Source organism: Ancylobacter oerskovii (assembly GCF_018390555.1).
Taxonomy (GTDB): Bacteria; Pseudomonadota; Alphaproteobacteria; order Rhizobiales; family Xanthobacteraceae; genus Ancylobacter; species Ancylobacter oerskovii.
Genome location: NZ_JAHBGB010000044.1, coordinates 571,911 through 594,508, shown reverse-complemented (window position 1 = coordinate 594,508; position 22,598 = coordinate 571,911). Strand labels below are relative to the sequence as shown.

Annotated in this window: 18 protein-coding genes and 2 tRNA genes; 2 read left to right on the top strand and 18 right to left on the bottom strand. The window is 69.3% G+C overall.

Translation table 11 applies throughout. The features are described from left to right. Positions 1-5: 5 nt before the first annotated feature. The 17 genes from nusB to KHC19_RS23645 all read right to left on the bottom strand — a co-directional run bounded on the left by nusB (position 6) and on the right by KHC19_RS23645 (position 19,039). Positions 6-500: a transcription antitermination factor NusB gene (nusB, locus tag KHC19_RS23725; RefSeq protein WP_213355998.1), complete on the bottom strand. Its 495-nt coding sequence runs from the start codon at positions 498-500 to the stop codon at positions 6-8. 7 nt (positions 501-507) lie between these two features. Continuing rightward, positions 508-990 (bottom strand): 6,7-dimethyl-8-ribityllumazine synthase, encoded by a 483-nt coding sequence (gene ribH / locus KHC19_RS23720; protein ID WP_213355996.1) that lies wholly within the window; start codon positions 988-990, stop codon positions 508-510. Between the two features lie 111 nt (positions 991-1,101). Further along, positions 1,102-1,692, bottom strand: coding sequence for a riboflavin synthase (locus KHC19_RS23715; RefSeq protein WP_213355995.1), 591 nt, complete (start codon positions 1,690-1,692; stop codon positions 1,102-1,104). Positions 1,693-1,695: 3 nt separating this feature from the next. Beyond that, entirely contained in the window at positions 1,696-2,781 is a 1,086-nt protein-coding gene (gene ribD / locus KHC19_RS23710; protein ID WP_378297131.1) for a bifunctional diaminohydroxyphosphoribosylaminopyrimidine deaminase/5-amino-6-(5-phosphoribosylamino)uracil reductase RibD, read from the bottom strand. 82 nt (positions 2,782-2,863) lie between these two features. Further along, complete coding sequence (nrdR, locus tag KHC19_RS23705; protein ID WP_213355994.1) at positions 2,864-3,382, bottom strand: transcriptional regulator NrdR; 519 nt, start codon at positions 3,380-3,382, stop codon at positions 2,864-2,866. A 24-nt stretch (positions 3,383-3,406) separates the two neighbouring features. Further along, positions 3,407-4,702 (bottom strand): serine hydroxymethyltransferase, encoded by a 1,296-nt coding sequence (gene glyA, locus KHC19_RS23700; protein WP_213355993.1) that lies wholly within the window; start codon positions 4,700-4,702, stop codon positions 3,407-3,409. A gap of 193 nt (positions 4,703-4,895) precedes the next feature. Beyond that, the gene (locus KHC19_RS23695) at positions 4,896-5,624 is read right to left on the bottom strand and encodes a metallophosphoesterase family protein (RefSeq protein ID WP_246549447.1); all 729 of its coding nucleotides are present in this window, start codon (positions 5,622-5,624) and stop codon (positions 4,896-4,898) included. A gap of 12 nt (positions 5,625-5,636) precedes the next feature. Further along, a complete protein-coding gene (locus tag KHC19_RS23690) occupies positions 5,637-6,359 on the bottom strand; it encodes an ATP12 family chaperone protein (protein ID WP_213355992.1) in 723 nt (240 codons plus the stop codon). Next, entirely contained in the window at positions 6,356-7,054 is a 699-nt protein-coding gene (locus tag KHC19_RS23685; RefSeq protein WP_213355991.1) for an HAD-IA family hydrolase, read from the bottom strand. Before KHC19_RS23685 ends, KHC19_RS23690 begins: the two co-directional genes overlap by 4 nt. 121 nt (positions 7,055-7,175) lie before the next feature. Next, positions 7,176-7,251 (bottom strand) — tRNA-Val (locus KHC19_RS23680). Positions 7,252-7,752: 501 nt separating this feature from the next. After that, complete coding sequence (locus KHC19_RS23675; protein ID WP_018386927.1) at positions 7,753-8,031, bottom strand: HU family DNA-binding protein; 279 nt, start codon at positions 8,029-8,031, stop codon at positions 7,753-7,755. Between the two features lie 309 nt (positions 8,032-8,340). After that, on the bottom strand, positions 8,341-10,779 hold the full coding sequence (gene lon / locus KHC19_RS23670) for an endopeptidase La (RefSeq protein ID WP_213355990.1): 2,439 nt from the start codon (positions 10,777-10,779) through the stop codon (positions 8,341-8,343). A 348-nt stretch (positions 10,780-11,127) separates the two neighbouring features. Continuing rightward, positions 11,128-12,396 carry an ATP-dependent Clp protease ATP-binding subunit ClpX gene (clpX, locus tag KHC19_RS23665; protein WP_213355988.1) on the bottom strand — a complete coding sequence of 423 codons (1,269 nt, stop codon included), beginning with the start codon at positions 12,394-12,396 and terminating at the stop codon, positions 11,128-11,130. A 446-nt stretch (positions 12,397-12,842) separates the two neighbouring features. Further along, the gene (locus tag KHC19_RS23660) at positions 12,843-13,475 is read right to left on the bottom strand and encodes an ATP-dependent Clp protease proteolytic subunit (RefSeq protein ID WP_213355986.1); all 633 of its coding nucleotides are present in this window, start codon (positions 13,473-13,475) and stop codon (positions 12,843-12,845) included. Positions 13,476-14,703: 1,228 nt separating this feature from the next. Next, positions 14,704-16,056 carry a trigger factor gene (tig, locus tag KHC19_RS23655; protein WP_213355984.1) on the bottom strand — a complete coding sequence of 451 codons (1,353 nt, stop codon included), beginning with the start codon at positions 16,054-16,056 and terminating at the stop codon, positions 14,704-14,706. 134 nt (positions 16,057-16,190) lie between these two features. Next, positions 16,191-16,275: transfer RNA gene (locus KHC19_RS23650), tRNA-Leu, on the bottom strand. Positions 16,276-17,548: 1,273 nt separating this feature from the next. After that, entirely contained in the window at positions 17,549-19,039 is a 1,491-nt protein-coding gene (locus KHC19_RS23645; RefSeq protein WP_213356417.1) for an NAD(P)H-hydrate dehydratase, read from the bottom strand. Positions 19,040-19,364: 325 nt separating this feature from the next. Here KHC19_RS23645 and KHC19_RS23640 point away from each other — a divergent pair, with 325 nt between their 5' ends. Together KHC19_RS23640 and glnA are read left to right on the top strand one after the other, a co-directional pair. After that, positions 19,365-19,703, top strand: a complete 339-nt coding sequence (locus KHC19_RS23640; protein WP_213355983.1) for a P-II family nitrogen regulator — start codon at positions 19,365-19,367, stop codon at positions 19,701-19,703. Between the two features lie 78 nt (positions 19,704-19,781). After that, positions 19,782-21,191, top strand: coding sequence for a type I glutamate--ammonia ligase (gene glnA, locus KHC19_RS23635; protein ID WP_213355982.1), 1,410 nt, complete (start codon positions 19,782-19,784; stop codon positions 21,189-21,191). A 124-nt stretch (positions 21,192-21,315) separates the two neighbouring features. Here the strand turns inward: glnA and KHC19_RS23630 are convergent, their stop codons facing one another. Continuing rightward, positions 21,316-22,527 carry a GGDEF domain-containing protein gene (locus tag KHC19_RS23630; protein WP_213355981.1) on the bottom strand — a complete coding sequence of 404 codons (1,212 nt, stop codon included), beginning with the start codon at positions 22,525-22,527 and terminating at the stop codon, positions 21,316-21,318. Between the last annotated feature and the right edge of the window lie 71 nt (positions 22,528-22,598).

Here is a 22,598-nt window from a genome sequence, read left to right as displayed (position 1 = left end):
TCGCCTCAGTTGCCGAACTCGCCCGCGCGCATCTCGCGCGCCAGTCCATCCAACACCGCATTGACCATTCCGGTTTCCTCGCGGTCGAGGAAAGCGGCGGCGACGTTCACATATTCCGCCACCACGACGCGGGCGGGAATGTCCGGCCGGCCGTGCAGCTCGTAGGCGCCGGCGCGCAGCACGGCGCGCAGCACCGTCTCGATGCGCTTCAGCGGCCAGCCCTTCACCAGCGCGGCGTCGAGCATCGGGTCGATCACCCGCTGCTCGCGCACCACCCCGCCGACGACGTCGCGGAACAGGGTGAGGTCGGCGCTGGCGATCTCGTCGCCCTCGATCTCCTGGCCGATCCAGTGGCTCTCGAACTGGGCGAGGATCTCCGGCAGCGGCGTCTGCGCGAGGTCCATCTGGTAGAGCGCCTGCACGGCGTTGAGCCGCGCCGCGCTCTTGCGCAGCGGCTTGTGGTTCACCGGCTTCTGGCCGGCGGAATTCGCGTCGCTCATGACCGCCTCACCAGGACCGGCGCTTCAGGCGCAGCAGGGAGAGCGCCGCCTCGACCGCGCCGCCGCCCTTGTTGCCGTCGGAGACACGGGCGCGCACCCAGGCCTGCTCGTCGGTCTCCACCGTCAGGATGCCGTTGCCGAGCGGCAGCTTGCGGGCGACGGCGAGGTCCATCAGCGCCCGCGAGGATTCCCCGGCGACGATCTCGAAATGATAGGTCTCGCCGCGCACCACGCAGCCGAGCGCCACCGCGGCGTCGAACGGCTTGCCGGCCGTCTCGGCGTCGTCGAGGGCGATGGCGATGGCGGTCGGCACCTCCAGCGCGCCGGGCACGGTGATGACCTCGCAGGTCGCACCGACCGCCTCGACGGCGGCGCGGGCGCCGGCCAGCAATTCATCGTTGAGGTCGTCGTAGAAACGGCCTTCGACGATCAGGATGCGAGCGCCGTCGAGACGCTCGGCCGCCTCGGCGGCGCGGCGGGGGGTCGCCATGGAAAGAAACCTCGTATTCGCGAACGAAGCGACGACGTACGCCGCTCCGCCGGACTGCGCAAGCCACGTCAGCGCAACTCCGCTCCCGCATGGGCGCAGCCCTGCCCCGCGTCAGCGGAACTCGGCGAGCCGCGCCGCGTAGCGGGCCATCATGTCGACCTCGATATTGACCCGATCGCCCGGCTGCACCGTCCCCCAGGTGGTGTGGGAGAGCGTGTGGGGGATCAGCAGGCAGGAGAAGCGCTCGCCCTCCACCGTGTTCACCGTGAGCGAGGTGCCGTCCAGCGTCACCGAGCCCTTGGTGGCGATGAAGGGCGCCAGCGCGCGCGGCGCCACGAAGGTGAAGCGCGTGGTCTCGCCCAGATCCTCGCGCGCCGCCACCTCGGCCTGGCCGTCGACATGGCCCTGCACGACATGGCCGCCGAGCTCGTCGCCGATCTTCAGCGCCCGTTCGAGATTGATCCGCGCGCCCTCCGACCAGTCGGCGACGGTGGTGAGCGCCAGCGTCTCCGGTGCCGCCTCCACCGAGAAGGCGTCCGGCTGCGTCTCCACCACGGTCAGGCACACGCCGGCACAGGCGATGGAGGCGCCGAGATCGATGGTCGCGGTGTCGTAGGCGGTGGCGATGGTGAGCCGGCGCACGTCGTTGCGGCGCTCGATGCGCACCACCTCGCCGATGTCGGTGACGATCCCCGTGAACATGTTCTAGCGTCGCCTCAATATGCGCAGCCGGTCCGGTCCGTGCCGCTCGGTTTCCACCGTGGTGAGATAGGTATCGAAAGCCGCCAGCGGCAGCCCCTCCAGCGCCTCGAGGCCATTGCGCCCGAGCAAGGTCGGCGCCTCGAACAGGCTGGCCTCGTCGACGAGATCGGCCTTGAGGAAGGCGGCCGACAGCCTCGGTCCCGCCTCCACCATCGCCCGGGTGATCCCCCGCGCCGCCATGAGCCGCAGCGCCGCCGCGAGATCGAGCGTGCCGTCCGGCGTCCAGCCGACCCGCATCACCTCGACGCCGACAGCCACCAGCGCCCGCTCGGCCTCGGCGGGCGCGTGCTCCCCGGCGATCGCCCATACGGGGGCGATGTCGAGATTGCCCAGCATCCGCGCGCCGACCGGCAGCCGCAGATGGGTGTCGAGCACCACCCGCACCGGCGAGCGCTCCGCCAGGCCCGGCAGCCGGCAGGTGAGGTCGGGGTCGTCGGCCAGCACCGTGCCGATGCCGGTGAGCACCGCGTCATGGGTGGCGCGCAGCATGTGCACCCGCGCCCGCGCCGCCTCGCCGGTGATGGCGGCGGGCCGGCGGCCCTCCAGCCCGGCCTTGCCGTCGGCGGAGACGGCGAGCTTCAGCATCACATGCGGCCGCCCGCGCACGATGCGGCTGATATGGCCGGCATGGGCGATCAGCGCCTCCGCCGCGCCCGGCCCGACCGTCACCTCGATGCCCGCCTCGCGCAGGATCGAGAAGCCGCGCCCGGCCACCCGCTCGTCGGGATCGCCGATCGCCGCCACCACCCGGGCGATGCCGGCGGCGCGGACGGCGTCGACGCAGGGCGGCGTGCGGCCATGATGCGAGCATGGCTCCAGCGTCACATAGAGCGTCGCCCCCCGCGCCGCCTCGCCGGCCTGGGCGAGCGCCAGCGGCTCGGCATGCGGGCGCCCGCCGGGGGCGGTGGCACCATGGCCGAGGATGAGCGGATTGTCGCCGTGGTCGAAGCGGGCCACCACCGCGCCCACCGCCGGGTTCGGCCAGGTCTGGCCGAGATGCCGCCGGCCCATCGCCAGCGCCGAGGCCATCAGCGCCGCGTCCAGCCGCTCCATGCCCGTCGTCTCCGCCGCCCCGGCGCCGGGGAGCGGATCGGCCGCCGCCGCGGCGGCGTCAGTCCTTGTCGGGATCGGCATCGATATCGGCCGGGAGACTGGTCGGCACGCCGCCGACCACGCCCTCGCGGGTCTGCAATTCGCCGATCAGCGCGTGGAAGTCCTTGGCCTCGCGGAAATTGCGGTACACCGAGGCGAAGCGCACATAGGCCACGTCGTCGAGCTGCTTCAGGCTCTCCATGACGAGCTCGCCGATCGCCTCCGAGGTGATCTCGCTCTCGCCCTGGCTTTCCAGCCGGCGCACCAGGCCGGAGACGAGGCGCTCCACCCGCTCCGGGTCCACCGGGCGCTTGCGCAGCGCCACCTCGATGGAACGTGCCAGCTTGTCGCGGTCGAACGGCACGCGGCGGCCGGAGCGCTTCAGCACGGTGAGCTCCCGCAGCTGCACCCGCTCGAAGGTGGTGAAGCGGCCGCCGCAATCCGGGCAGATGCGGCGGCGGCGAATGGCGGCGCTGTCCTCGGTGGGACGGGAGTCCTTCACCTGGGTGTCGAGGCTCCCGCAATAGGGACAGCGCATGGCGTTTCCTTTTTAGAGCCGGCCTCAGCCGTAGATCGGGAAGCGGGCCAGCAGGCCCTTCACCTTCTCGCGCACCGTCGCCTCGGTGAGGCTGTCCTCGTCGGTGCCCTTCTGCGACAGCACGTCGAGCACCTCGGCGATCATGTCGCCGATCTCGCGGAACTCCGCGACGCCGAAGCCGCGCGTGGTGCCCGCCGGGGTGCCGAGGCGCACGCCCGAGGTCACGAACGGCTTTTCGGGATCGAAGGGGATGCCGTTCTTGTTGGTGGTGATGTGGGCGCGCCCGAGCGCGATCTCCGACACCTTGCCGGTGAGCTTCTTCGGCCGCAGGTCGACCAGCATCAGATGCGTGTCGGTGCCGCCGGAGACGATCTCGAAGCCGTGGCCCTTCAGGTTCTCGGCCAGCGCCTTGGCGTTGTCGACGACGTTCTGCGCATAGACCTTGAACGAGGGCTGCAGCGCCTCGCCGAAGGCCACCGCCTTGGCGGCGATGACATGCATCAGCGGGCCGCCCTGGATGCCCGGGAAGATCGCCGAGTTGATCTTCTTGGCGATGTCCTCGTCATTGGTGAGGATCATGCCGCCGCGCGGGCCGCGCAGGGTCTTGTGGGTGGTGGTGGTCACCACATGCGCGTGCGGCACCGGCGAGGGGTGCACGCCGCCCGCCACCAGGCCGGCGAAATGCGCCATGTCCACCATGAGGTAGGCGCCGACCGAATCGGCGATCTCGCGCATCTTCGCGAAGTCGATATGGCGCGGATAGGCCGAGCCGCCGGCGACGATCAGCTTCGGCTTGTGCTCCTCGGCGAGCTTGGCCACCTCGGCATAATCGATGCGCTGGTCGTCCGGGCGCACGCCATAGGGCACCGCCTTGAACCACTTGCCGGACATGTTCACCGGCGAGCCGTGGGTGAGGTGGCCGCCGGCGGCGAGGTTGAGGCCGAGATAGGTGTCGCCCGGCTGCAGCAGCGCGAAGAACACGCCCTGGTTCGCCTGGCTGCCGGAATTGGGCTGCACATTGGCGAAGGCGGCGCCGAACAGCTTCTTGGCGCGGTCGATGGCGAGGTTCTCGGCGACATCGACATACTGGCAGCCGCCGTAATAGCGCCGGCCCGGATAGCCCTCGGCATATTTGTTGGTCAGCACCGAGCCCTGGGCCTCCAGCACGGCGCGGGAGACGATGTTCTCCGAGGCGATCAGCTCGATCTCGTCGCGCTGGCGACCGAGTTCGGCCGAGATCGCGGCGGCGAGCTCGGGATCGGTCTCGGCGAGGCCCGCCGAGAAGAAGGCATGGCTGGCGGCTTGGGCGGGCGACGACATCAGGAGGCCTCCGTGGCTCCGGGCGCGGCGGTCTGGCCGGAGAAGCATGCCCCGCGCGCCCGTGCGAACATGGCGGGTCGCTTAGCACAGCACCAGCGGCGTTTCAAAGCGAGACCGCGCCGGCGGGCATTGGCGAAGCGACCATCGGCGGAGGGCACGGGCGGAGCGCCCGCCCTGCCTCACCTATCATGCCTCACGTATGCAGCACCCGCACCCGCGCGCCCTCGAGCGCCACGCAGCTCAGCCGGCCGGTCTTGAAGGCGCCGGTATCGACATCGATGCGGTTGGCGCGGATGTCGACCCGCGCCACCGGCGTGTGCCCATGCACCACCCGCTTGCCGAAATCGGCGGTGGAATCGAGGAAGGCGCGGCGGATCCAGATCAGGTCGTGCTCGGTCTGCCGGTCCAGCGCGACGCCGGGCCGCACCCCGGCATGGCAGAAGAAATAGTCGCCGAAGCTGGCGCTGGTGCCAAGCGTGCGCAGGAATTCCATGTGCTCGGCCGGAAGCGCCGCCTCGAGCGCCCGCCGCAACCCGGCTTCGTCGTCGGACCCGCCATATGCCCGCGCCTTGATGCCATAGGAGGCGAGCACCGCATCGCCGCCATTGGCGAGCCAACGCTCCAGTGGGCCGGTGCCGTCGAGCCCCGCCAGCATCAGCGCCTCGTGATTGCCCGCGAGGCAGATGGCCCCGCGCTCGGCCTTCAGCTGGATGAGCCGCTCGATCACCCCGCGGCTGTCCGGCCCGCGGTCGATATGATCGCCGAGGAAGACGAAACGCGTCTCGGCATGGCCGCGCGAATCGCGCTCGACCGCCGCCAGCAGCTTGTCGAGCAGGTCGAGCCGGCCGTGAATGTCGCCGAACGCATAGACCCGCAGCCCCTCGGGGATGCGGTGAGGCGATGGTGCCGCGTCGGATCCCAATCCTCGCTCCCCTCAGGCCGCCCCGACCAGTTCCAGCAGCCGCGCCGCGGCGCGGAAGTCGCGCCAGCGCGCCTGCCGGCGCAACTCGGCCTCGTGGTCGGTGCCCCAGGCCTGTTCCTGCACTTCCTCGTCGATATGCGCGGCGCGCCAGGCCTCGTCCGCGGTCAGCCGTCCGTGCAGCACCGCCAGGGAGATCAGCGCCGAACCGCTCAGCACGGTCATCAGGTTGAGCGCGGCGAGCCGCAGCGGCTCGTCCGGCAGGCTCGCCCGGATCGCGTCGAGCGCCTCCGGCGGCTGGGCGACCGGCATCACCCCTTCCGCGAGCCGGAAACGGGCGTCGAGCCGCTCCTGCGCGAAGGCGAGCACCGGGTCCCAGAGTTCCGCCTGCAGCGCCACCAGCCGCGCCGGTCCCTCGGCGCGGTAGCACACCAGGTCGGAGCCGGCATAGCGCACCACTTCCGCCCCCACCTCCTCCTTCGCCGCCACCACGCCGTCCAGCGCCGAGTTGACGAGACGGGTGAGCGGCATGGAGAGCGGGTCGAGGGTCTCGCCTTGCGCCGCCCATTCGGCGGCGACCTCGCGTGCCAGCGCCTCGCTCGCCAGCGCGAGCGGGTTGCGGCCGGGCGTGCGCACCGGGCGGCCGTCGAGCTGCACCTGGAAGCCGGCCGGCCCCGCCGCGGTGCCCACCTCCTTGTAGAAGCGCTTGATCGGCGCGGCGGCGTTGCCGAGGCTCATCGCACCGCCTCCGCGGTGGGCTCCGACGCCAGCAGGCGCCAGAGATCGTCGAGCCCGCGCGCCAGCTCGTCGGCGCTGTTGACCAGCAGGTGCGCCCCGCCCTCCTCCAGCATCTCCGGCGCGTGATAGCCCCAGGTGACGCCGATGGCGCCCACCCCGGCGGCGCGCGCCATGATCATGTCGAAGCTGGTGTCGCCGATCAGCACCGTGTCGCGCGCCGAGGCGCCCACCGCCGCCATCGCCTGCTGCACCATGGCCGGATGCGGCTTGGACGGCGCGTCGTCGGCCGTCTGGATGGTGACGAAGCGGCCTTCCATGCCGTGATGCTTGAGCACCGAGGCGACGCCGCGCTGCGACTTGCCGGTGGCCATGCCGATCAGCACGTCGTCGCGCCGGTGCAGCGTCTCGACGAGGTCGCGCATGCCGGGGAACATCGGCTCGGTGAAATTGCCCTCGTCGCGCAGATCGTGGAACGCCGCGCGGTAGAAGCCGGCCAGTTCCTCGGCCGGAAATTCCGGCGCGTGGTTGCCGAGCGTGCGCATCGCCTCCACCAGCGACAGCCCGACAATGCCGAGGATCGCCTCGCGCGAGGGGCGCTCGATGCCGGCGCGGGCGAAGGCGCGGGTCATGGCGGAGACGATGACATGCTGGCTGTCGACCAGCGTTCCGTCGCAATCGAAGAGGACGAGTTTCACGTTCTTCCCACCCGGCCTCCGGCCGGCTCCGGCCGGTCGCGATCGTCTGCGACGGCTGCTGACGAATTGAAGGAAGGCCGGCGGCTTGCGGCCGGCGGCCTTGCCGATGCAGGGGCGCCGGTGGTGGGCGGTGACGGGCTCGAACCGCCGACCCTCTCGGTGTAAACGAGATGCTCTACCAACTGAGCTAACCGCCCTCGCCGACCCGCGGCCCTGCCGCTGCGTGCCCGGACGTCGTCCCGCCGCCGCGAGACCGCGGCCGGTGACGGCGCCCGCCGGTTCCGACCGGCTGATGGCGAGATAATCGGAATCGACCGCCGCGTAAACGGCCTTGCCGCATATTCCGGCCGGAGCGGCCGGAAACCCGTCGGCACGCCGCCCGGGAAAAGAGATGGGGTGTTGATCGAGGGAGGCGGCCATCGGCCGCTGGGCCAGTCGGCGCCGAAGCTGTGCGGCCCGTTCGGCCGCGAGAACCGGCGGCGGCCCGGTGGATCGTCGGCGAAGCCAGTCGGCGACGCCGCCCTTCCGTCCCGGAGCATTCCGCCCCGGCGGCCCCGTTTTCCACCCGGATCATCCGGCTGGAGCAGCCCCTCCAAGGGGCGGACCGGCCCCCCACCGGTCGAGCCGGCCGAGGCCGGCTGCGGCAGGGCGCGCCCACTTGCGTGGCCCGCGCGCCCCGATCCGCGCGTCCGGCCGGATCAGCCGTTGACGGTTTCCTTCAGGCCCTTGCCGGGCGTGAACTTCGGCGCCTTGGAAGCCTCGATCTTCACCGGGTTGCCGGTGCGCGGGTTGCGGCCCTCGCGGGCGGCGCGGGTAACGACGGAGAAGCTGCCGAAACCGATCAGCTTCACTTCCTCGCCGGCCTTCAGCGAAGCGGCAATGGCATCGAAGGTCGCGTCGACCGCGGCGGCGGCGGCCGCCTTCGTCAGCTTGGCCTGCTCGGCCACGGCGGCGACGAGTTCGTTCTTCGTGGTCATGAGACCGTTCCTTCCCTTGATTGCACAAGAATCGTCAGTGGGGTGCACGGACGACGGGCGCGTACCTTTCCCTAAATTGCGGCGATTGCAAGCATGATCGCCCCCAGAACCCGCATGAATAAACGGTTTTATGCACATTGAGGTATCTGGATAGGTCAAAGGTGAGATGTTTGGTACGCCTCCAATTTGAGCGTGGCGGCGGAAGCGCCCGGGTGTCCCGGTCCGGCGCCGGCCGAGGCGGCCGGCGGCAGATACGAAAACGGCCCCGGAATGTCTCCGGGGCCGTCCTCTCTTCAGGCAGGCAAACGCTTAGTGGGCGGCGACGCCGCCGCCTTCCTCGCGTGCGATCACCGGCTCGACCGGCGCGGGGGCATCGACAGGCTTCTCTTCCCACACGATCGGTTCGAGCTGGCGGATCAGCGCGTGGCGGAGCACTTCGTCCATCCGCGACACCGGCACGATCTCCAGCGCGTTCTTCACATTGTCCGGGATATCAGCCAGGTCCTTGGCGTTCTCCTCGGGGATGAGCACCTTCTTGATGCCCGCGCGCAGCGCCGCGAGCAGCTTCTCCTTGAGGCCGCCGATCGGCAGCACCCGGCCGCGCAGCGTGATCTCGCCGGTCATGGCGATGTCGCGGCGGATCGGGATGCCGGTCAGCACCGAGGTCAGCACGGTCGCCATGGCGACGCCGGCCGAGGGGCCGTCCTTCGGGGTCGCCCCTTCGGGAACGTGAACATGGATGTCCCGGCGCTCGAACAGCGGCGGTTCGATGCCGAAATCGACGGCCCGCGAGCGGACATAGGACGCCGCCGCCGAGATCGATTCCTTCATCACGTCGCGCAGGTTGCCCGTGACCGTCATCTTGCCCTTGCCGGGCATCATGACGCCTTCGATGGTCAGGATCTCGCCGCCGACTTCCGTCCAGGCAAGACCCGTCACCACGCCGACCTGGTCCTCGAGCTCGGCCTCGCCGTAGCGGAACTTCGGCGGCCCGAGATACTCCTCCAGCTGCGCGACGGTGATCTTCACGCTCTTCTTCTTGGTGAGCATGAGGTCCTTCACCACCTTGCGCGCGAGGTTGGAGATCTCGCGCTCGAGGTTGCGCACGCCCGCTTCCCGCGTGTAGCGGCGGATCAGGGTGAGCAGCGCCTCGTCGTCGATCGACCATTCCTCGGGCTTCAGGCCGTGCTTGGTCAGCGCCTGGGCGATCAGGTGCTTCTTGGCGATCTCGGCCTTCTCGTCCTCGGTGTAGCCGGCGATGCGGATCACTTCCATGCGGTCCAGCAGGGCCGGCGGAATGTTCAGCGTGTTCGCCGTCGTCACGAACATCACGTTCGACAGGTCGTAATCGACCTCCAGGTAATGGTCGTTGAAGGTCGAGTTCTGCGCGGGGTCGAGCACCTCGAGCAGCGCCGCCGAGGGATCGCCGCGGAAGTCGGCGCCCATCTTGTCGATCTCGTCCAGCAGGATCAGCGGGTTGGCCTTCTTGGCCTTGCGCATCGACTGGATGATCTTGCCCGGCATGGAGCCGATATAGGTGCGCCGGTGGCCGCGGATCTCGGCCTCGTCACGCACGCCGCCGAGCGACATGCGCACGAATTCGCGACCCGTCGCCTTGGCGATCGACTTGCCGAGCGAGGTCTTGCCGACGCCGGGCGGGCCGACGAGGCACAGGATCGGGCCGGTCAGCTTGTTCTGACGGCTCTGCACCGCGAGATATTCGAGGATGCGCTCCTTCACCTTGTCGAGGCCGTAATGCTCGGCGTCGAGCAGGCCCTGCGCGAAAGGCAGGTCCTTCTTGACCTTGGAGCGGTTGCCCCACGGGATCGACAGCAGCCAGTCGAGATAGTTGCGCACCACGGTGGCTTCCGCCGACATCGGCGACATCTGCCGGAGCTTCTTCAGCTCGTGCGTCGCCTTCTCGCGGGCCTCCTTGGAGAGCTTGATGGTCTTGATGCGCTCTTCCAGCTCGGCGAGCTCGTCGCGGCCTTCCTCGCCGTCGCCCAGCTCCTTCTGGATCGCCTTCATCTGCTCGTTGAGATAGTACTCGCGCTGGGTCTTCTCCATCTGGCGCTTGACGCGCGTGCGGATGCGCTTCTCGACCTGCAGGACCGAGATCTCGCTCTCCATCAGCGAGAGCACCTTCTCCAGCCGGGCGGGGACCTTGAGGATCTCCAGCACCGCCTGCTTCTCGGGAATCTTCACCGCGAGATGCGAGGCGACGGTGTCGGCCAGCTTCGAGTGGTCCTCGATCTGGGTGACGACGCCGACGACTTCCGGCGAGACCTTCTTGTTGAGCTTCACATAGCTCTCGAATTCGGCCAGCACCGAGCGGCCGAGCGCTTCCGCCTCGATCTTGTTGCCCGCGTCCTCCTCCAGCGCCACCGCCTCGGCCTCGTAGAGGTCGCTGCGGTCGGTGTAGTGGCTGACCTTGGCGCGCGAAATGCCTTCGACCAGCACCTTCACGGTGCCGTCGGGCAGCTTCAGTAGCTGCAGCACGGAAGCGAGCGTGCCGATCTTGTAGATGGCGTCGGTGGCGGGATCGTCGTCGGACGCGTTCTCCTGCGTGGCGAGCAGGATGAACGTGTCGTTGCGCATGACCTCTTCCAGCGCGCGGATCGACTTCTCGCGGCCGACGAAGAGGGGCACGATCATGTGCGGAAAGACGACGATGTCGCGCAACGGCAGGACCGGGAAGGTCTGCGGAACGCCGGGCGTGAGCGCGGTGCGAGGCTTCTGGCTCGTCATGGCTCTTTCCTTTCTGTTGCCGGCCGGCCGCCGGAGCTTTGCGCAGGACCCTGAAGGCAACCGCCCCGAAGGCATCCGCGCAGCTGTCCGTGGGACCGTGCCGCAATGCGGCCGGAACGCGAGCGAAAATCTCTCTGCGATGGCGGGAGGTTAGACCGCTTGGAGCAGGTCGATCCGATCGACGACCGGGTGTTGAAGCTCAGATGGAGATGCCGTCCCTCGCCGTCAAGGGCGGCCTGCGCCCCGCGGGAAGCCGCCGCCGCGCCCGGCGCGGCAGCGCGGGTCCGGCGCCTCCGGGAAGCCCCGGCCGGACGCGCGCGCCCGGCCGTATGCGTCTGTGGCGCCCCGTCAGGCACTCGCGCCCGCATCGCCGGCGGCACGGTCCGCATAGATGTAGAGCGGACGCGCGTTCTGCTCGACGACCTCCTTGGAGATCACCACCTCTTCCACGCCTTCGAGGCCCGGCAGGTCGAACATGGTGTCGAGCAGGATGCCCTCCATGATCGAGCGCAGGCCGCGGGCGCCGGTCTTGCGCTCGATGGCCTTGCGGGCGATGGCGCCCAGCGCCTCCTCATGGATGGTGAGCTCGACATTCTCCATCTCGAACAGCCGCTGGTACTGCTTCACCAGCGCGTTCTTCGGCTCGGCGAGGATCTTCTTCAGCGCCGCCTCGTCGAGGTCCTCGAGCGTGGCGATCACCGGCAGGCGGCCGATGAATTCCGGGATCAGCCCGTACTTCAGCAGGTCCTCCGGCTCGACCTCGCGGAACACCTCGCCCGGCTTGCGGTCCTCGGGAGCGGAAACCACCGCGCCGAAGCCGATCGAGGTGCCCTTGCCGCGCGAGGAGATGATCTTGTCCAGCCCGGCGAAGGCGCCGCCGCAGATGAACAGGATGTTCGTCGTGTCGACCTGCAGGAACTCCTGCTGCGGATGCTTGCGCCCGCCCTGCGGCGGCACGGAGGCGACCGTGCCTTCCATGATCTTCAGCAGCGCCTGCTGCACGCCCTCGCCCGAGACATCGCGGGTGATGGACGGGTTGTCCGACTTGCGGCTGATCTTGTCGATCTCGTCGATATAGACGATGCCGCGCTGCGCCCGCTCGACATTGTAGTCGGCCGACTGCAGCAGCTTGAGGATGATGTTCTCGACATCCTCGCCGACATAGCCCGCCTCGGTCAGCGTCGTCGCGTCCGCCATGGTGAAGGGCACGTCGAGGATGCGGGCGAGCGTCTGCGCGAGCAGCGTCTTGCCCGAGCCGGTCGGCCCGATCAGCATGATGTTGGACTTGGCGAGCTCGACATCGCCATGCTTGGTGGCGTGGTTGAGCCGCTTGTAATGGTTGTGCACCGCCACGGAGAGCACGCGCTTGGCGTGGAACTGGCCGATGACGTAGTCGTCAAGGACCTTGCAGATCTCCTTGGGGGTGGGAATCCCGTCGCGGGACTTCACCAGCGAGGACTTGTTCTCCTCGCGGATGATGTCCATGCACAGCTCGACGCATTCATCGCAGATGAACACGGTGGGTCCCGCAATCAGCTTGCGGACCTCGTGCTGGCTTTTGCCGCAGAACGAGCAGTAGAGGGTGTTCTTGCTGTCGCTGCCGCCAACCTTGCTCATGCGTCTCTCCGTCCGCTCGGCGGACCGGGGATGCCCGGCCTCGCCTCAGTCTCGCAGGCCGCCGCGGGCCTCCAAGAGGGAGAAACGCGACGGCATCAGGGCCGTCTGTCAGGAAGTGACCCGAGGGTCTGATCCGCCGGCAAGCCGACCACGCCAAGCCGATAGTCTAGCCAAGCATGGGTTAACCGAACCGATCAAGCAGGCAATCGTGCCGTCCCCGCTTTCGCGCGGGCCGAACGCCGCCTGTCTTCGCCTCGTCACACCTCCCGATCAACAATCACGCACGCTGCCGCATCACGCAAACCGTCGTCATGCATGTCACCCATGCAAGCGCGATGCCGCCCCGTGTGCAAGTGCCGGTTTCCCGGACAGCCCGCTCTTCCTCTCATATAGGAAGCCGCCGTTGCCCGGAAAACACGATCTCGTACGATATTTGGCGATGATGGTCAGGCCTTGGCGGGTGCGTCGTCGGGACGCTTGTCGATCACCTTGTCGATGATCCCGAACGCCTTGGCCGCATCGGAGGTCATGAAGTTGTCGCGCTCCAGCGCGTCCTCGACCTTCTTGAGCTCCTGCCCGGTATGGTGGACATAGATCTCGTTGAGGCGCCGCTTGAGGCTCTCGACCTCGCGGGCATGGATCAGGATGTCCGTCACCTGGCCCTGATAGCCACCGGAAGGCTGGTGCACCATGATTCGCGCGTTGGGCAGCGCGAAGCGCATGTCCTTCTCGCCGGCGGCGAGCAGCAGCGAGCCCATCGAGGCCGCCTGGCCGATGCACAGCGTCGACACCGCCGGCTTGATGAACTGCATGGTGTCGTAGATGGCGAGCCCCGACGTCACCACCCCGCCCGGCGAGTTGATGTACATCGAGATTTCCTTCTTGGGATTCTCGGCTTCCAGGAACAGCAGCTGCGCCACCATCAGCGTCGACATGCCGTCCTCGACCGGCCCGGTCAGGAAGATGATGCGCTCCTTCAGGAGGCGCGAATAGATGTCGTAGGAGCGCTCGCCCCGGTTGGTCTGCTCGACCACCATCGGGACGAGGTAGTTCATGTAGGTATCGATCGGATCACGCATCGTCTCTTCCTCGGCGGCGGGCGGAAGGCTGCCCGCGAATCCCTCTCGTGGCCCACAATAGTGGGAAAGCGCGTCCCGACCAGCCCGAAGCTCGCGCCCTCGACAGCCGCGTGCGCGGCACCGTCTCGAAGGCGGCGTCCCGGGGCCCGCGGGACGCTGAACGGTGGAAGGCCATGGCCTTCCTCATCCGAGCCTGGCGGCCCGGACGGTCCATGCCCACCCGAAACCGGAGGGGCCGGACGTCTCCAATGTCGGCATTGTCCGCGCCTTGCGCAAGGGAGCGAACGACAGGAGCGGACGACGGGAGCGGCGACGGACCCGGCCGCGAGGACCGGAACCCGGGACGACGCGGCGGCGAGCCCGCCCGCGCGCCCCGCCCGCGCTCCGTCCACGAGGTGCCGCCATGTCGGCCACGACGCCACGCCATGTCGGGCCGCATCAAGCCGACCGCGGCACGACGGGACCACACCATGCTGGTGCGGCCACGACGGACCGCTCCCTATCGGGCCGGATCAAACCGACCCCGCCATGACGGAACCTCGCCACGCCGGTGCGGGCACGACGGACCGCCCTCTATCGGGCCGTATCAAGCCGACCGCGCCATCACGCCGGTGCGGCCATCCATCGCGGCTGCCGGCGCCTGAAACGCAAAAGGAGCCGCCTCTGCGAAGCGGCCCCTGCGCAATCCACACCCGCCCGGAGGCGATGCTGGCGCTTTCCCCGACAGGGAGCAAGGCCCCTGCCCAGCAGGAAAGGGAGCACCCCGAGCTTCCCCTCCCCCAAGTGAGAGGAAGGCCCAAACTGTCCTTCTCCCCCGAAACGGAAGACCGCCCCCTGAACTTCCCTCCCCCATGGGGGAGAGGTGGCCCGCGAAGCGGGTCGGTGGAGGGGGGGGACGACATCGGGAGGCCGGGAAGGCCCCTCACCCCAGCCCTCTCCCCGTCGGGGAGAGGGAGCACGTCGCGACACTTGCCGCCCGACCGCCCGCCCTCATCCCGAGGTATGAGCGCAGCGAGCCTCGAAGGAGGCTGGGCGAAGCGCGCCCGGACGCCCCTCCTTCGAGGCCCGGCCTGCAGCCGGGCACCTCAGGATGAGGTGGCTCCAGGGTTTGCCCCAAGGTGGCTTCAAGGTGGCGTGCCCCCGAGATGGGCGTCAGATGCCCCCCGAGACGGACCTCAGGCGCGCGCCCCCGAAAAGGCCGCGCCGGATGCGCGGCCCGCCGGATGGCTCAGGCGGCCTTCTCGGCCTCGTCGTCGGCATAGAGCTCCTCGCGGGTGACCGGCTTCTCGGTCACATTGGCGAGCTCCAGCAGGAAGTCGACGACCTTCTCCTCGAAGATCGGCGCGCGCAGGGTGGCGAGCGCCTGGGCGTTCTTGCGGTAGAACTCCCACACCTGCTGCTCCTGGCCGGGGAACTGGCGGGCGCGCTCGACGACGGCGCGGGTCACCTCGTCGTCGGAGACCTGGATGTTGTTCTTCTCGCCGATCTCGGCGAGCACCAGACCGAGGCGCACGCGGCGCTTGGCGATCTTGTCGTAGTCGGCGCGGGCTTCCTCCTCGGTGGTGCCCTCGTCGGCGAAGCTCTTCTTCTGCTGTTCCATCTCCTGGGTGACGGAACCCCAGATGCCTTCGAATTCCTGCTCGGCCAGGGTCGGCGGCACGTCGAACTGGTGCAGGCCGTCCAGCGCGTCGAGCAGGCGACGCTTCACCTTGGCGCGGCTGGCGGCGGCGTGCTCCTGCACGATGCGGCTCTTCACCGTCTCCTTCAGCGCCTCGAGGCTGTCCATGCCGAGGGTCTTGGCGAACTCGTCGTCGAGCTTCAGCTCGCCGGGCGCCTCGATCTTCTTGGCGGTGGTCTCGAACTCGGCATCCTTGCCGGCGAGATGCGCGGCCTGGTACTCGGCCGGGAAGGCCACCTTCACGGTGCGGGTCTCGTCGGCCTTGATGCCGGTGAGCTGGTCCTCGAAGCCGGGGATGAAGCTGCCCGAGCCGATCACCAGCGGCACGTCCTCGGCGGAGCCGCCCTCGAACGCCTCGCCGTCGATCTTGCCGACGAAGGAGATGGTGACGCGGTCGCCCTTCTCGGCGGCGCCTTCCTTGTCGGAGAACGGCCGGTTGGCCTCGGCGATGCGGTTCACCGCCTCGTCGACTTCCTCGTCGGTCACGGCGAGGACCGGCTTCTCCAGCGAGATCGACTTGAAGTCGCCGAGCTCGATCTTCGGCAGCACCTCGAGGCCGACGGTGTAGGAGAGGTCGGCCTTGCCGTCGATGACCTCCTGCACCACCGCCTGGTCCTGCGGCAGCTCGACCTTGGGCTGCAGCGCCAGCTTGAAGCCGTTGTCCTCGACGATCTTGGAGTTGGCCTCGTTCACCGCCTGGTCGATCACCTCGGCCAGCACGGACTTGCCGTACATGCGCTTGAGATGGGCGACCGGCACCTTGCCCGGCCGGAAGCCGTTGAGGCGGACCTTGTCCTTCATCTCGTCGAGGCGGGCATTCGCCTTGGCGTCCAGTTCGCTGGCCGGCAGCACCACGCGATATTCGCGCTTGAGACCTTCGGCGAGGAGTTCGGTGACCTGCATTGTCGTTCGGCCTTCGTCGTGAGCGCCGCGTCGCGGCGTGTCTGATAGCGTCGATTGCGAGAGCGGCGCCGCACGGAACGGCCTCTGCCCTCGACGATGGGGTTCGGACTCGGCGGCAACGGAGGGGCAAACCCTGGTGCGGGCGGAGGGGCTCGAACCCCCACGACTTTCGTCACTGGAACCTAAATCCAGCGCGTCTACCAGTTCCGCCACGCCCGCTTTACGCGCCGCCGCTCCGGTCCTCGGCATACGCCATCGACCAAGGCACACGGACGCGCGCACCCGAATAGGTGCCGCCAGCCGGGTGCGGGCTTATAGCACGGACCTGCCCCGGCGCCAGAGCAAAATACATGTGAGGATCGGGCCACGGAGGCGACCGGCGAAAGGCCGGAGGGCCGGCCTCCCGCACACGGGACCGCGGGCGCCGAGGGCCGCCGTCCCTTCGCGGACCTGCGAATCGCGCGCCCCATCCCGATGGTCTTGGCTACTGGCCCCGCCCCGGGGCCTGACCGTCATTCCCGCTCGCATCGAGGCGAGGCGGCGCACGCAGCGGGTCTCGCCTTCGGCAAGCCCCGGGGAGCCGTCCCGGTTCGAAGCGGCGCTGCGGCCGGGATGATGACGGTTCGGTGGAGAATGATCATCCGGCGACGAGCGTCCGGGCCGGGCGGGACGGGGTTGGGCGGGACGGGACGGAGGGGACGGGACGGGACGGGACGGGACGGACGGGACGGACGGGACGGAGGGGACGGGACGGGACGGACGGGACGGGACGGACGGGACGGGACGGACGGGACGGAGGGGACGGGACGGACGGGACGGGACGGGACGGAGGGGACGGGACGGACGGGACGGAGGGGACGGGACGGACGGGACGGGACGGACGGGACAGGCGGGACGGGACAGGCGGGACGGGACAGGCGGGACGGGACAGGCGGGACGGGACAGGCGGGACGGGACAGGCGGGACGGGACAGGCGGGACGGGCTGGGCTGGGCCAAGCCAGGCCGCCCCCCCACCCGCACGACGTCATGGCCGGACTTGTTCCGGCTATCCACGCCTTCGGCTCCGCCGGGCGCACCGGCCCGAAACGTGAATGCCCAAACCCCACCCGGGCATGACGGCGTTTCTGCGATCGAGGTCAGCGCTCAGGAGACCGAACCGCATTCCCGCCCCGCTCCCCTGCCGAAAGCACGCCCTCTCACGCCCCCCAGCCACCCCCCTCATGCTGAGGCGTGAGCGCAGCGAGCCTCGAAGCACGCAGCCCCTCCCCCGCCAGCGACGTCTTCGCTCCCGCACGGCGCGTCCGGTCCAAGGCGTGGATGCCCGGGCCCCGCCCGGGCATGACGGCGTTTCTGCGATCGAGGTCAGCGCTCAGGAGACCGGACCGCATTCCCGCGGCCCCCCCTGCCGAAAGCCCCCCCCACCTCATGCCCCTCATGCCGAGGTGCGAGCGCAGCGAGCCTCGAAGCACGCAGCCCCTCCCCCGCCAGCGCTCACCCCGCGAACCCCAGCTGCGGAAACAGCCGCCGATAGACCGGCCTGAGCGCCTCGACGAGGTCGTCGGCGACCAGACCCGGCCCCGCCTCCCTTCCCGCCTCGCCATGCAGCCACACCGCCGCGCTCGCCGCCTCGAATCCCGGCATGCCCTGCGCCAGCAGCCCCCCGATCATCCCCGCCAGCACGTCGCCGGCGCCGGCGGTGGCGATGTAGGGCGGCGCGTTGGCGGCCACGCAGGCCCGCCCGTCCGGGCTCGCCACCACCGTGTCCGGCCCCTTGATCAGCAGCACCGCGCCGAGCAGCGCCGCCCCGGCCCGCGCCCGCTCCAGTTTCGACGGCGCCTCCAGCACCGAAGCCTCGCCGGCGAACAGGCGGGCGAATTCGCCGTCATGCGGCGTGACCACCGCCGCCGGTGCCGCCGCCAGCGCCCGCGCCAGCCCCTTCGCGTCGCCGGCGAAGGAGCTGATCAGGTCGGCGTCGACCACCAGCCGCCGCTCGGCCGCCGCCGCCAGCTTGGCCCGCGTCTGCGGCCCCACCCCGGCGCCGGGGCCCAGCACCACCGTGCCGAGCCGGGCATCGGCGAGCAGCTGCGCCAGTTCCTCGGCATCGTCGATCGGCCGCACCATCACCGCGGAGAGATTCGCGGCGTGGATGGCCAGCGCGTCCGGCGGGCACGCCACCGTCACCAGTCCCGCCCCGGCCCGCAGCGCCGCCTTCGCCGCCAGCCGCGTCGCCCCGGTGGCGGAAGCCGGGCCGGAGACCGCCACCAGATGCCCGCGCGAATATTTGTGCCCGTCCACGCGCGGCAGCGGAAAATGCGTCGCCCAGAGCGAGGGGACATTGGCGAAGGCCCGGGGACGGATCTCCTCCAGCACCTCCCGGCCGATCCCGATATCGGCCACCTCCACGGCTCCCGCATGCAGCCGCCCGGGCATCAGCACATGTCCCGGCTTCGGTCGGAAGAAGGTGACGCTCGCGCTCGCCCGGATGGCGGCGCCGCGCACCGCGCCGGTCGCCCCGTCTATGCCCGAGGGCAGGTCGACCGCCAGCACCGGCACGCCGGCCGCGTTCACCCGCCCGACGAGGGCGCGGACCTCTGGGTCGAGGTCGCGGGCGAGGCCGGCGCCGAACAGCGCGTCGACGATCAGATCGGCCGCGCCGACATCGACATCGGCCGCATCGTCCACCTCACCGGTCCACAGGGCGGCCATGGCGGCGGCATCGCCGCGCAGCCGCGAGGGCGAGCCGAGCAGCGCCAGCCTCACGCGGTAGCCCTGCCCCGCCAGCCGCCGCGCCGCCACGAAGCCGTCGCCGCCATTATTGCCCGGCCCGCACAGCACCAGCACCTGGCCGCCCGGTAGGCATCGCCGCGCCGCCGCCTGCGCCACCGCCGCGCCGGCCCGCTCCATGAGCACGGTGCCGGGAGTGCCGCCGGCGATGGTCGCGGCGTCCGCCCGCCCCATCTCGGCGGGAGTCAGCAGCTCGATTCCTGGCCCTTCCGGCAGCGGCGCGCGCAAGGCTGTGGACATCTCTCGCCTTCTCCTTCGCCCCCTCAAGCGGCAAAGCGGCATGTTTTGCCCAATTTAAACGCAGGACCGGCCGCCATACCGCGCCGAAAGCAGCCTATTTATTGATCGTATCGCACAAGAAATAATCAGCCGGGAAAGACCATCCGCCGCGGGCGGGATCATCGGCCGCCAAACAAGCTGATATCATGCGACTTACAGCGCTGCTATCGTGCTTGGCATGGGTTCTGCTTTGACGCGGGTGGCTCGGTCGCGGCTGACGGGCGGGCCAGGGAGACGAGATCAGATGAAGAAGATTGAGGCCATCATCAAACCCTTCAAGCTCGACGAGGTGAAGGAGGCGCTGCAGGAAGTCGGCCTGCAGGGCATCACCGTCACCGAGGCCAAGGGTTTTGGCCGTCAGAAAGGGCACACGGAACTCTACCGTGGCGCCGAGTACGTGGTAGACTTCCTGCCCAAGGTGAAGATCGAGGTCGTCGTAGGCGACGAGATGGTGGAGACGGCGATCGATGCCATCCGGCGCGCGGCCCAGACCGGCCGCATCGGCGATGGCAAGATTTTCGTTTCCAACATCGAGGAGGCGATCCGCATCCGCACCGGGGAGTCCGGCGTCGACGCCATCTGACGGGCGTTGCCGGGCTCCATTCTACGCCCGGCAAACCCCGCTGCCGATCAAAGGCAGTGCAATCAGAGGCAAGATACTATGACGACGGCCAAGGACGTCCTGAAGCTCATCAAGGACAACGACGTAAAATACGTCGACTTGCGCTTCACCGACCCGCGCGGCAAGTGGCAGCACGTCACCTTCGACATCTCGATGGTGGACGAGGATTTCTTCGCCGAGGGGCAGGCGTTCGACGGTTCGTCCATCGCCGGCTGGAAGGCGATCAACGAATCCGACATGCACCTGCAGCCGGACCTCGATTCGGTCAGCATCGACCCGTTCTTCGCCGAGACGACCCTCGTCGTCGTCTGCGACGTGCTGGAGCCGACCACCGGCGAGCCCTATGGCCGCGACCCGCGCGGCATCGCCAAGAAGGCCGAGGCCTATCTGAAGAGCACCGGCATCGGCGACACCGTCTATGTCGGTCCCGAGGCCGAGTTCTTCATCTTCGACGACGTCCGCTTCATGGCCGACCCGTACAACACCGGCTTCAAGCTCGATTCGAGCGAGCTGCCGACCAATGGCGACACGGAATATGAAGGCGGCAATCTCGGCCACCGCGTGCGCACCAAGGGCGGCTACTTCCCGGTTCCCCCGGTGGACAGCGCGCAGGACATGCGCGGCGAGATGCTGGCGGCGATGGCCCGCATGGGCGCCAAGGTCGAGAAGCACCATCACGAGGTGGCTTCCGCCCAGCACGAGCTGGGGCTGAAGTTCAACACCCTGGTGACGATGGCCGACCACCTGCAGGTCTACAAGTACTGCATCCACCAGGTCGCCAACGTCTACGGCAAGACCGCCACCTTCATGCCCAAGCCCGTCTATGGCGACAACGGCTCCGGCATGCATGTGCACCAGTCGATCTGGAAGGACGGCAAGCCGCAGTTCGCCGGCAACAAATATGCCGACCTCAGCCAGGAATGCCTGTGGTACATCGGCGGCATCATCAAGCACGCCAAGGCGCTGAACGCCTTCACCAACCCGCTGACCAACTCCTACAAGCGTCTGGTCCCGGGCTATGAGGCCCCGGTGCTGCTCGCCTATTCGGCGCGCAACCGCTCGGCGTCCTGCCGCATCCCCTACACCACCTCGCCGAAGGCGAAGCGCGTCGAGACCCGCTTCCCGGACCCCGGCGCGAACCCCTACCTCGCCTTCGCCGCGCTGCTGATGGCCGGCCTCGACGGCATCCAGAACAAGATCGATCCCGGCCCGGCGATGGACAAGGATCTCTACGATCTGCCCCCGCGCGAGCTGAAGAAGATCCCGACCGTCTGCGGCTCGCTGCGCGAGGCGCTGGTGTCGCTCGACAAGGACCGCGAGTTCCTCAAGAAGGGCGGCGTGTTCGAGGACGACTTCATCAACGCCTATATCGAGCTGAAGATGACCGAGGTGATGCGCTTCGAAATGACGCCGCACCCGGTCGAGTTCGAGATGTACTATTCGGTGTGATCCGGCCGGGGCGGGTTTTCCCCGCCCCGTCTTCTCACCGCGGACAAGACGGAAAGGGCGCCGACGGCGCCCTTTTTCATCAGGCATTCCGGCCGTCCGGCCCGGGCGAGCGGCGGACGCCGCCTCAGGGGGCCGCCGCCTTCAATCCCGGGTCGGGCCGTTCCGCCGCCCCCTCGCCGACGCCATGGACCACCACGCGGTCGCGCCCGCCCCGCTTGGCGGCGTAGAGCGCCGCATCCGCCTGCTCCTGCAGCGCTGCCAGGGCCGCCTCCGGGGCGAGCGGCGGCAGGAAACCGGCGGCGACGCCGATGCTGGCCGAAGGCCGCGCCTCGTGCATCGGCAGTCCCTCGCCGGACCGGCGGAAGCCGAGGCGGATGCGCTCGGCGATCTCGCGGGCCGCCGCCTCCCCCGCGCCGGGCAGCACGATGCCGAATTCCTCGCCGCCGAGACGCGCCACGATGTCGGCACCGCGCAGATTGTCGCGCAGCACATCCGCGAAAAGCCGCAGCACGTCGTCGCCGGCGGCATGGCCATAGACGTCGTTGATGCTCTTGAAGCGGTCGAGGTCCAGCGCCAGCACCGCCATCGGCCCGCCGCCGGCGACGACCTCGCGGATACGGGACTGGAATCCCCGCCGGTTGAGCAGCCCGGTCAGATCGTCGACCAGCGCCGCCTCCTCGAAATGACGTTCCCGCCTCTCGCGCACCAGGCCGATGAGGCAGAACGCCATCAGCAGTTGGAAGGCGACGAGTTCGAAGGCATAGACGATGAGGCCCGGATCCCGCAGGACGCTGCCTTCGATATTCACGGTGATGAAGCCGACCAGCAGCAGCGCCGGCCGGGCGACCATGGCGCCGAGATGCAGCGCCAGCAGCCCGATCACCAGCCAGCGCGACACCAGCCCGTCGGCGCGGCGGCGATAGATCTCGCGGATGCTGAGCAGCACCAGCACGGTGGTGAAGACGAGCATCACCCACATGCGCGGCACCGCGTCGTCGCGGAAGCCGGGAAGCTGGCAGGACAGGATCCAGGCGCCGATCAGCGCCAGCGGCAGCCAGATCACCGGGCGGCGGCGGTCGAAGGCGCGGAAGCCGTTCCAGGCCGTTGCCCAGGCGAGCAGCAGCGCGGTATTGGCCAGCTCGATGGAGGCGAAGGCCGGCACCACGCCGCGCGCCGCCAGGCCGGCGAGGCCCATGGTGGTGAGGACGAAGGCCGTGCCCCAATAGGCGAGCGCGTTCTCGCCCGGCCACATCACCCAGGACAGCAGCAGCACGCCCGCGATCAGCAGCGTCGAAAAGGTCGTGAAGGACCAGATCGTCAACGGGTCGTAGAACATGCGCGCGGCACCGGGCGGGGCGTGTCCCCGCCCCTTCGAGATAGCCGAACGGCGCGCCGCTGCCTAGCGAC

What these genes read in the sequence shown, in the direction of transcription:
- nusB (WP_213355998.1), bottom strand. Translation starts at nt 500, where the DNA reads ATGAGCGACGCGAATTCCGCCGGCCAGAAGCCGGTGAACCACAAGCCG.
- ribH (WP_213355996.1), bottom strand. Translation starts at nt 990, where the DNA reads ATGGCGACCCCCCGCCGCGCCGCCGAGGCGGCCGAGCGTCTCGACGGC.
- KHC19_RS23715 (WP_213355995.1), bottom strand. Translation starts at nt 1,692, where the DNA reads ATGTTCACGGGGATCGTCACCGACATCGGCGAGGTGGTGCGCATCGAG.
- ribD (WP_378297131.1), bottom strand. Translation starts at nt 2,781, where the DNA reads ATGGCCTCGGCGCTGGCGATGGGCCGGCGGCATCTCGGCCAGACCTGG.
- nrdR (WP_213355994.1), bottom strand. Translation starts at nt 3,382, where the DNA reads ATGCGCTGTCCCTATTGCGGGAGCCTCGACACCCAGGTGAAGGACTCC.
- glyA (WP_213355993.1), bottom strand. Translation starts at nt 4,702, where the DNA reads ATGTCGTCGCCCGCCCAAGCCGCCAGCCATGCCTTCTTCTCGGCGGGC.
- KHC19_RS23690 (WP_213355992.1), bottom strand. Translation starts at nt 6,359, where the DNA reads ATGAGCCTCGGCAACGCCGCCGCGCCGATCAAGCGCTTCTACAAGGAG.
- KHC19_RS23675 (WP_018386927.1), bottom strand. Translation starts at nt 8,031, where the DNA reads ATGACCACGAAGAACGAACTCGTCGCCGCCGTGGCCGAGCAGGCCAAG.
- lon (WP_213355990.1), bottom strand. Translation starts at nt 10,779, where the DNA reads ATGACGAGCCAGAAGCCTCGCACCGCGCTCACGCCCGGCGTTCCGCAG.
- clpX (WP_213355988.1), bottom strand. Translation starts at nt 12,396, where the DNA reads ATGAGCAAGGTTGGCGGCAGCGACAGCAAGAACACCCTCTACTGCTCG.
- KHC19_RS23660 (WP_213355986.1), bottom strand. Translation starts at nt 13,475, where the DNA reads ATGCGTGATCCGATCGATACCTACATGAACTACCTCGTCCCGATGGTG.
- tig (WP_213355984.1), bottom strand. Translation starts at nt 16,056, where the DNA reads ATGCAGGTCACCGAACTCCTCGCCGAAGGTCTCAAGCGCGAATATCGC.
- KHC19_RS23640 (WP_213355983.1), top strand. Translation starts at nt 19,365, where the DNA reads ATGAAGAAGATTGAGGCCATCATCAAACCCTTCAAGCTCGACGAGGTG.
- glnA (WP_213355982.1), top strand. Translation starts at nt 19,782, where the DNA reads ATGACGACGGCCAAGGACGTCCTGAAGCTCATCAAGGACAACGACGTA.
- KHC19_RS23630 (WP_213355981.1), bottom strand. Translation starts at nt 22,527, where the DNA reads ATGTTCTACGACCCGTTGACGATCTGGTCCTTCACGACCTTTTCGACG.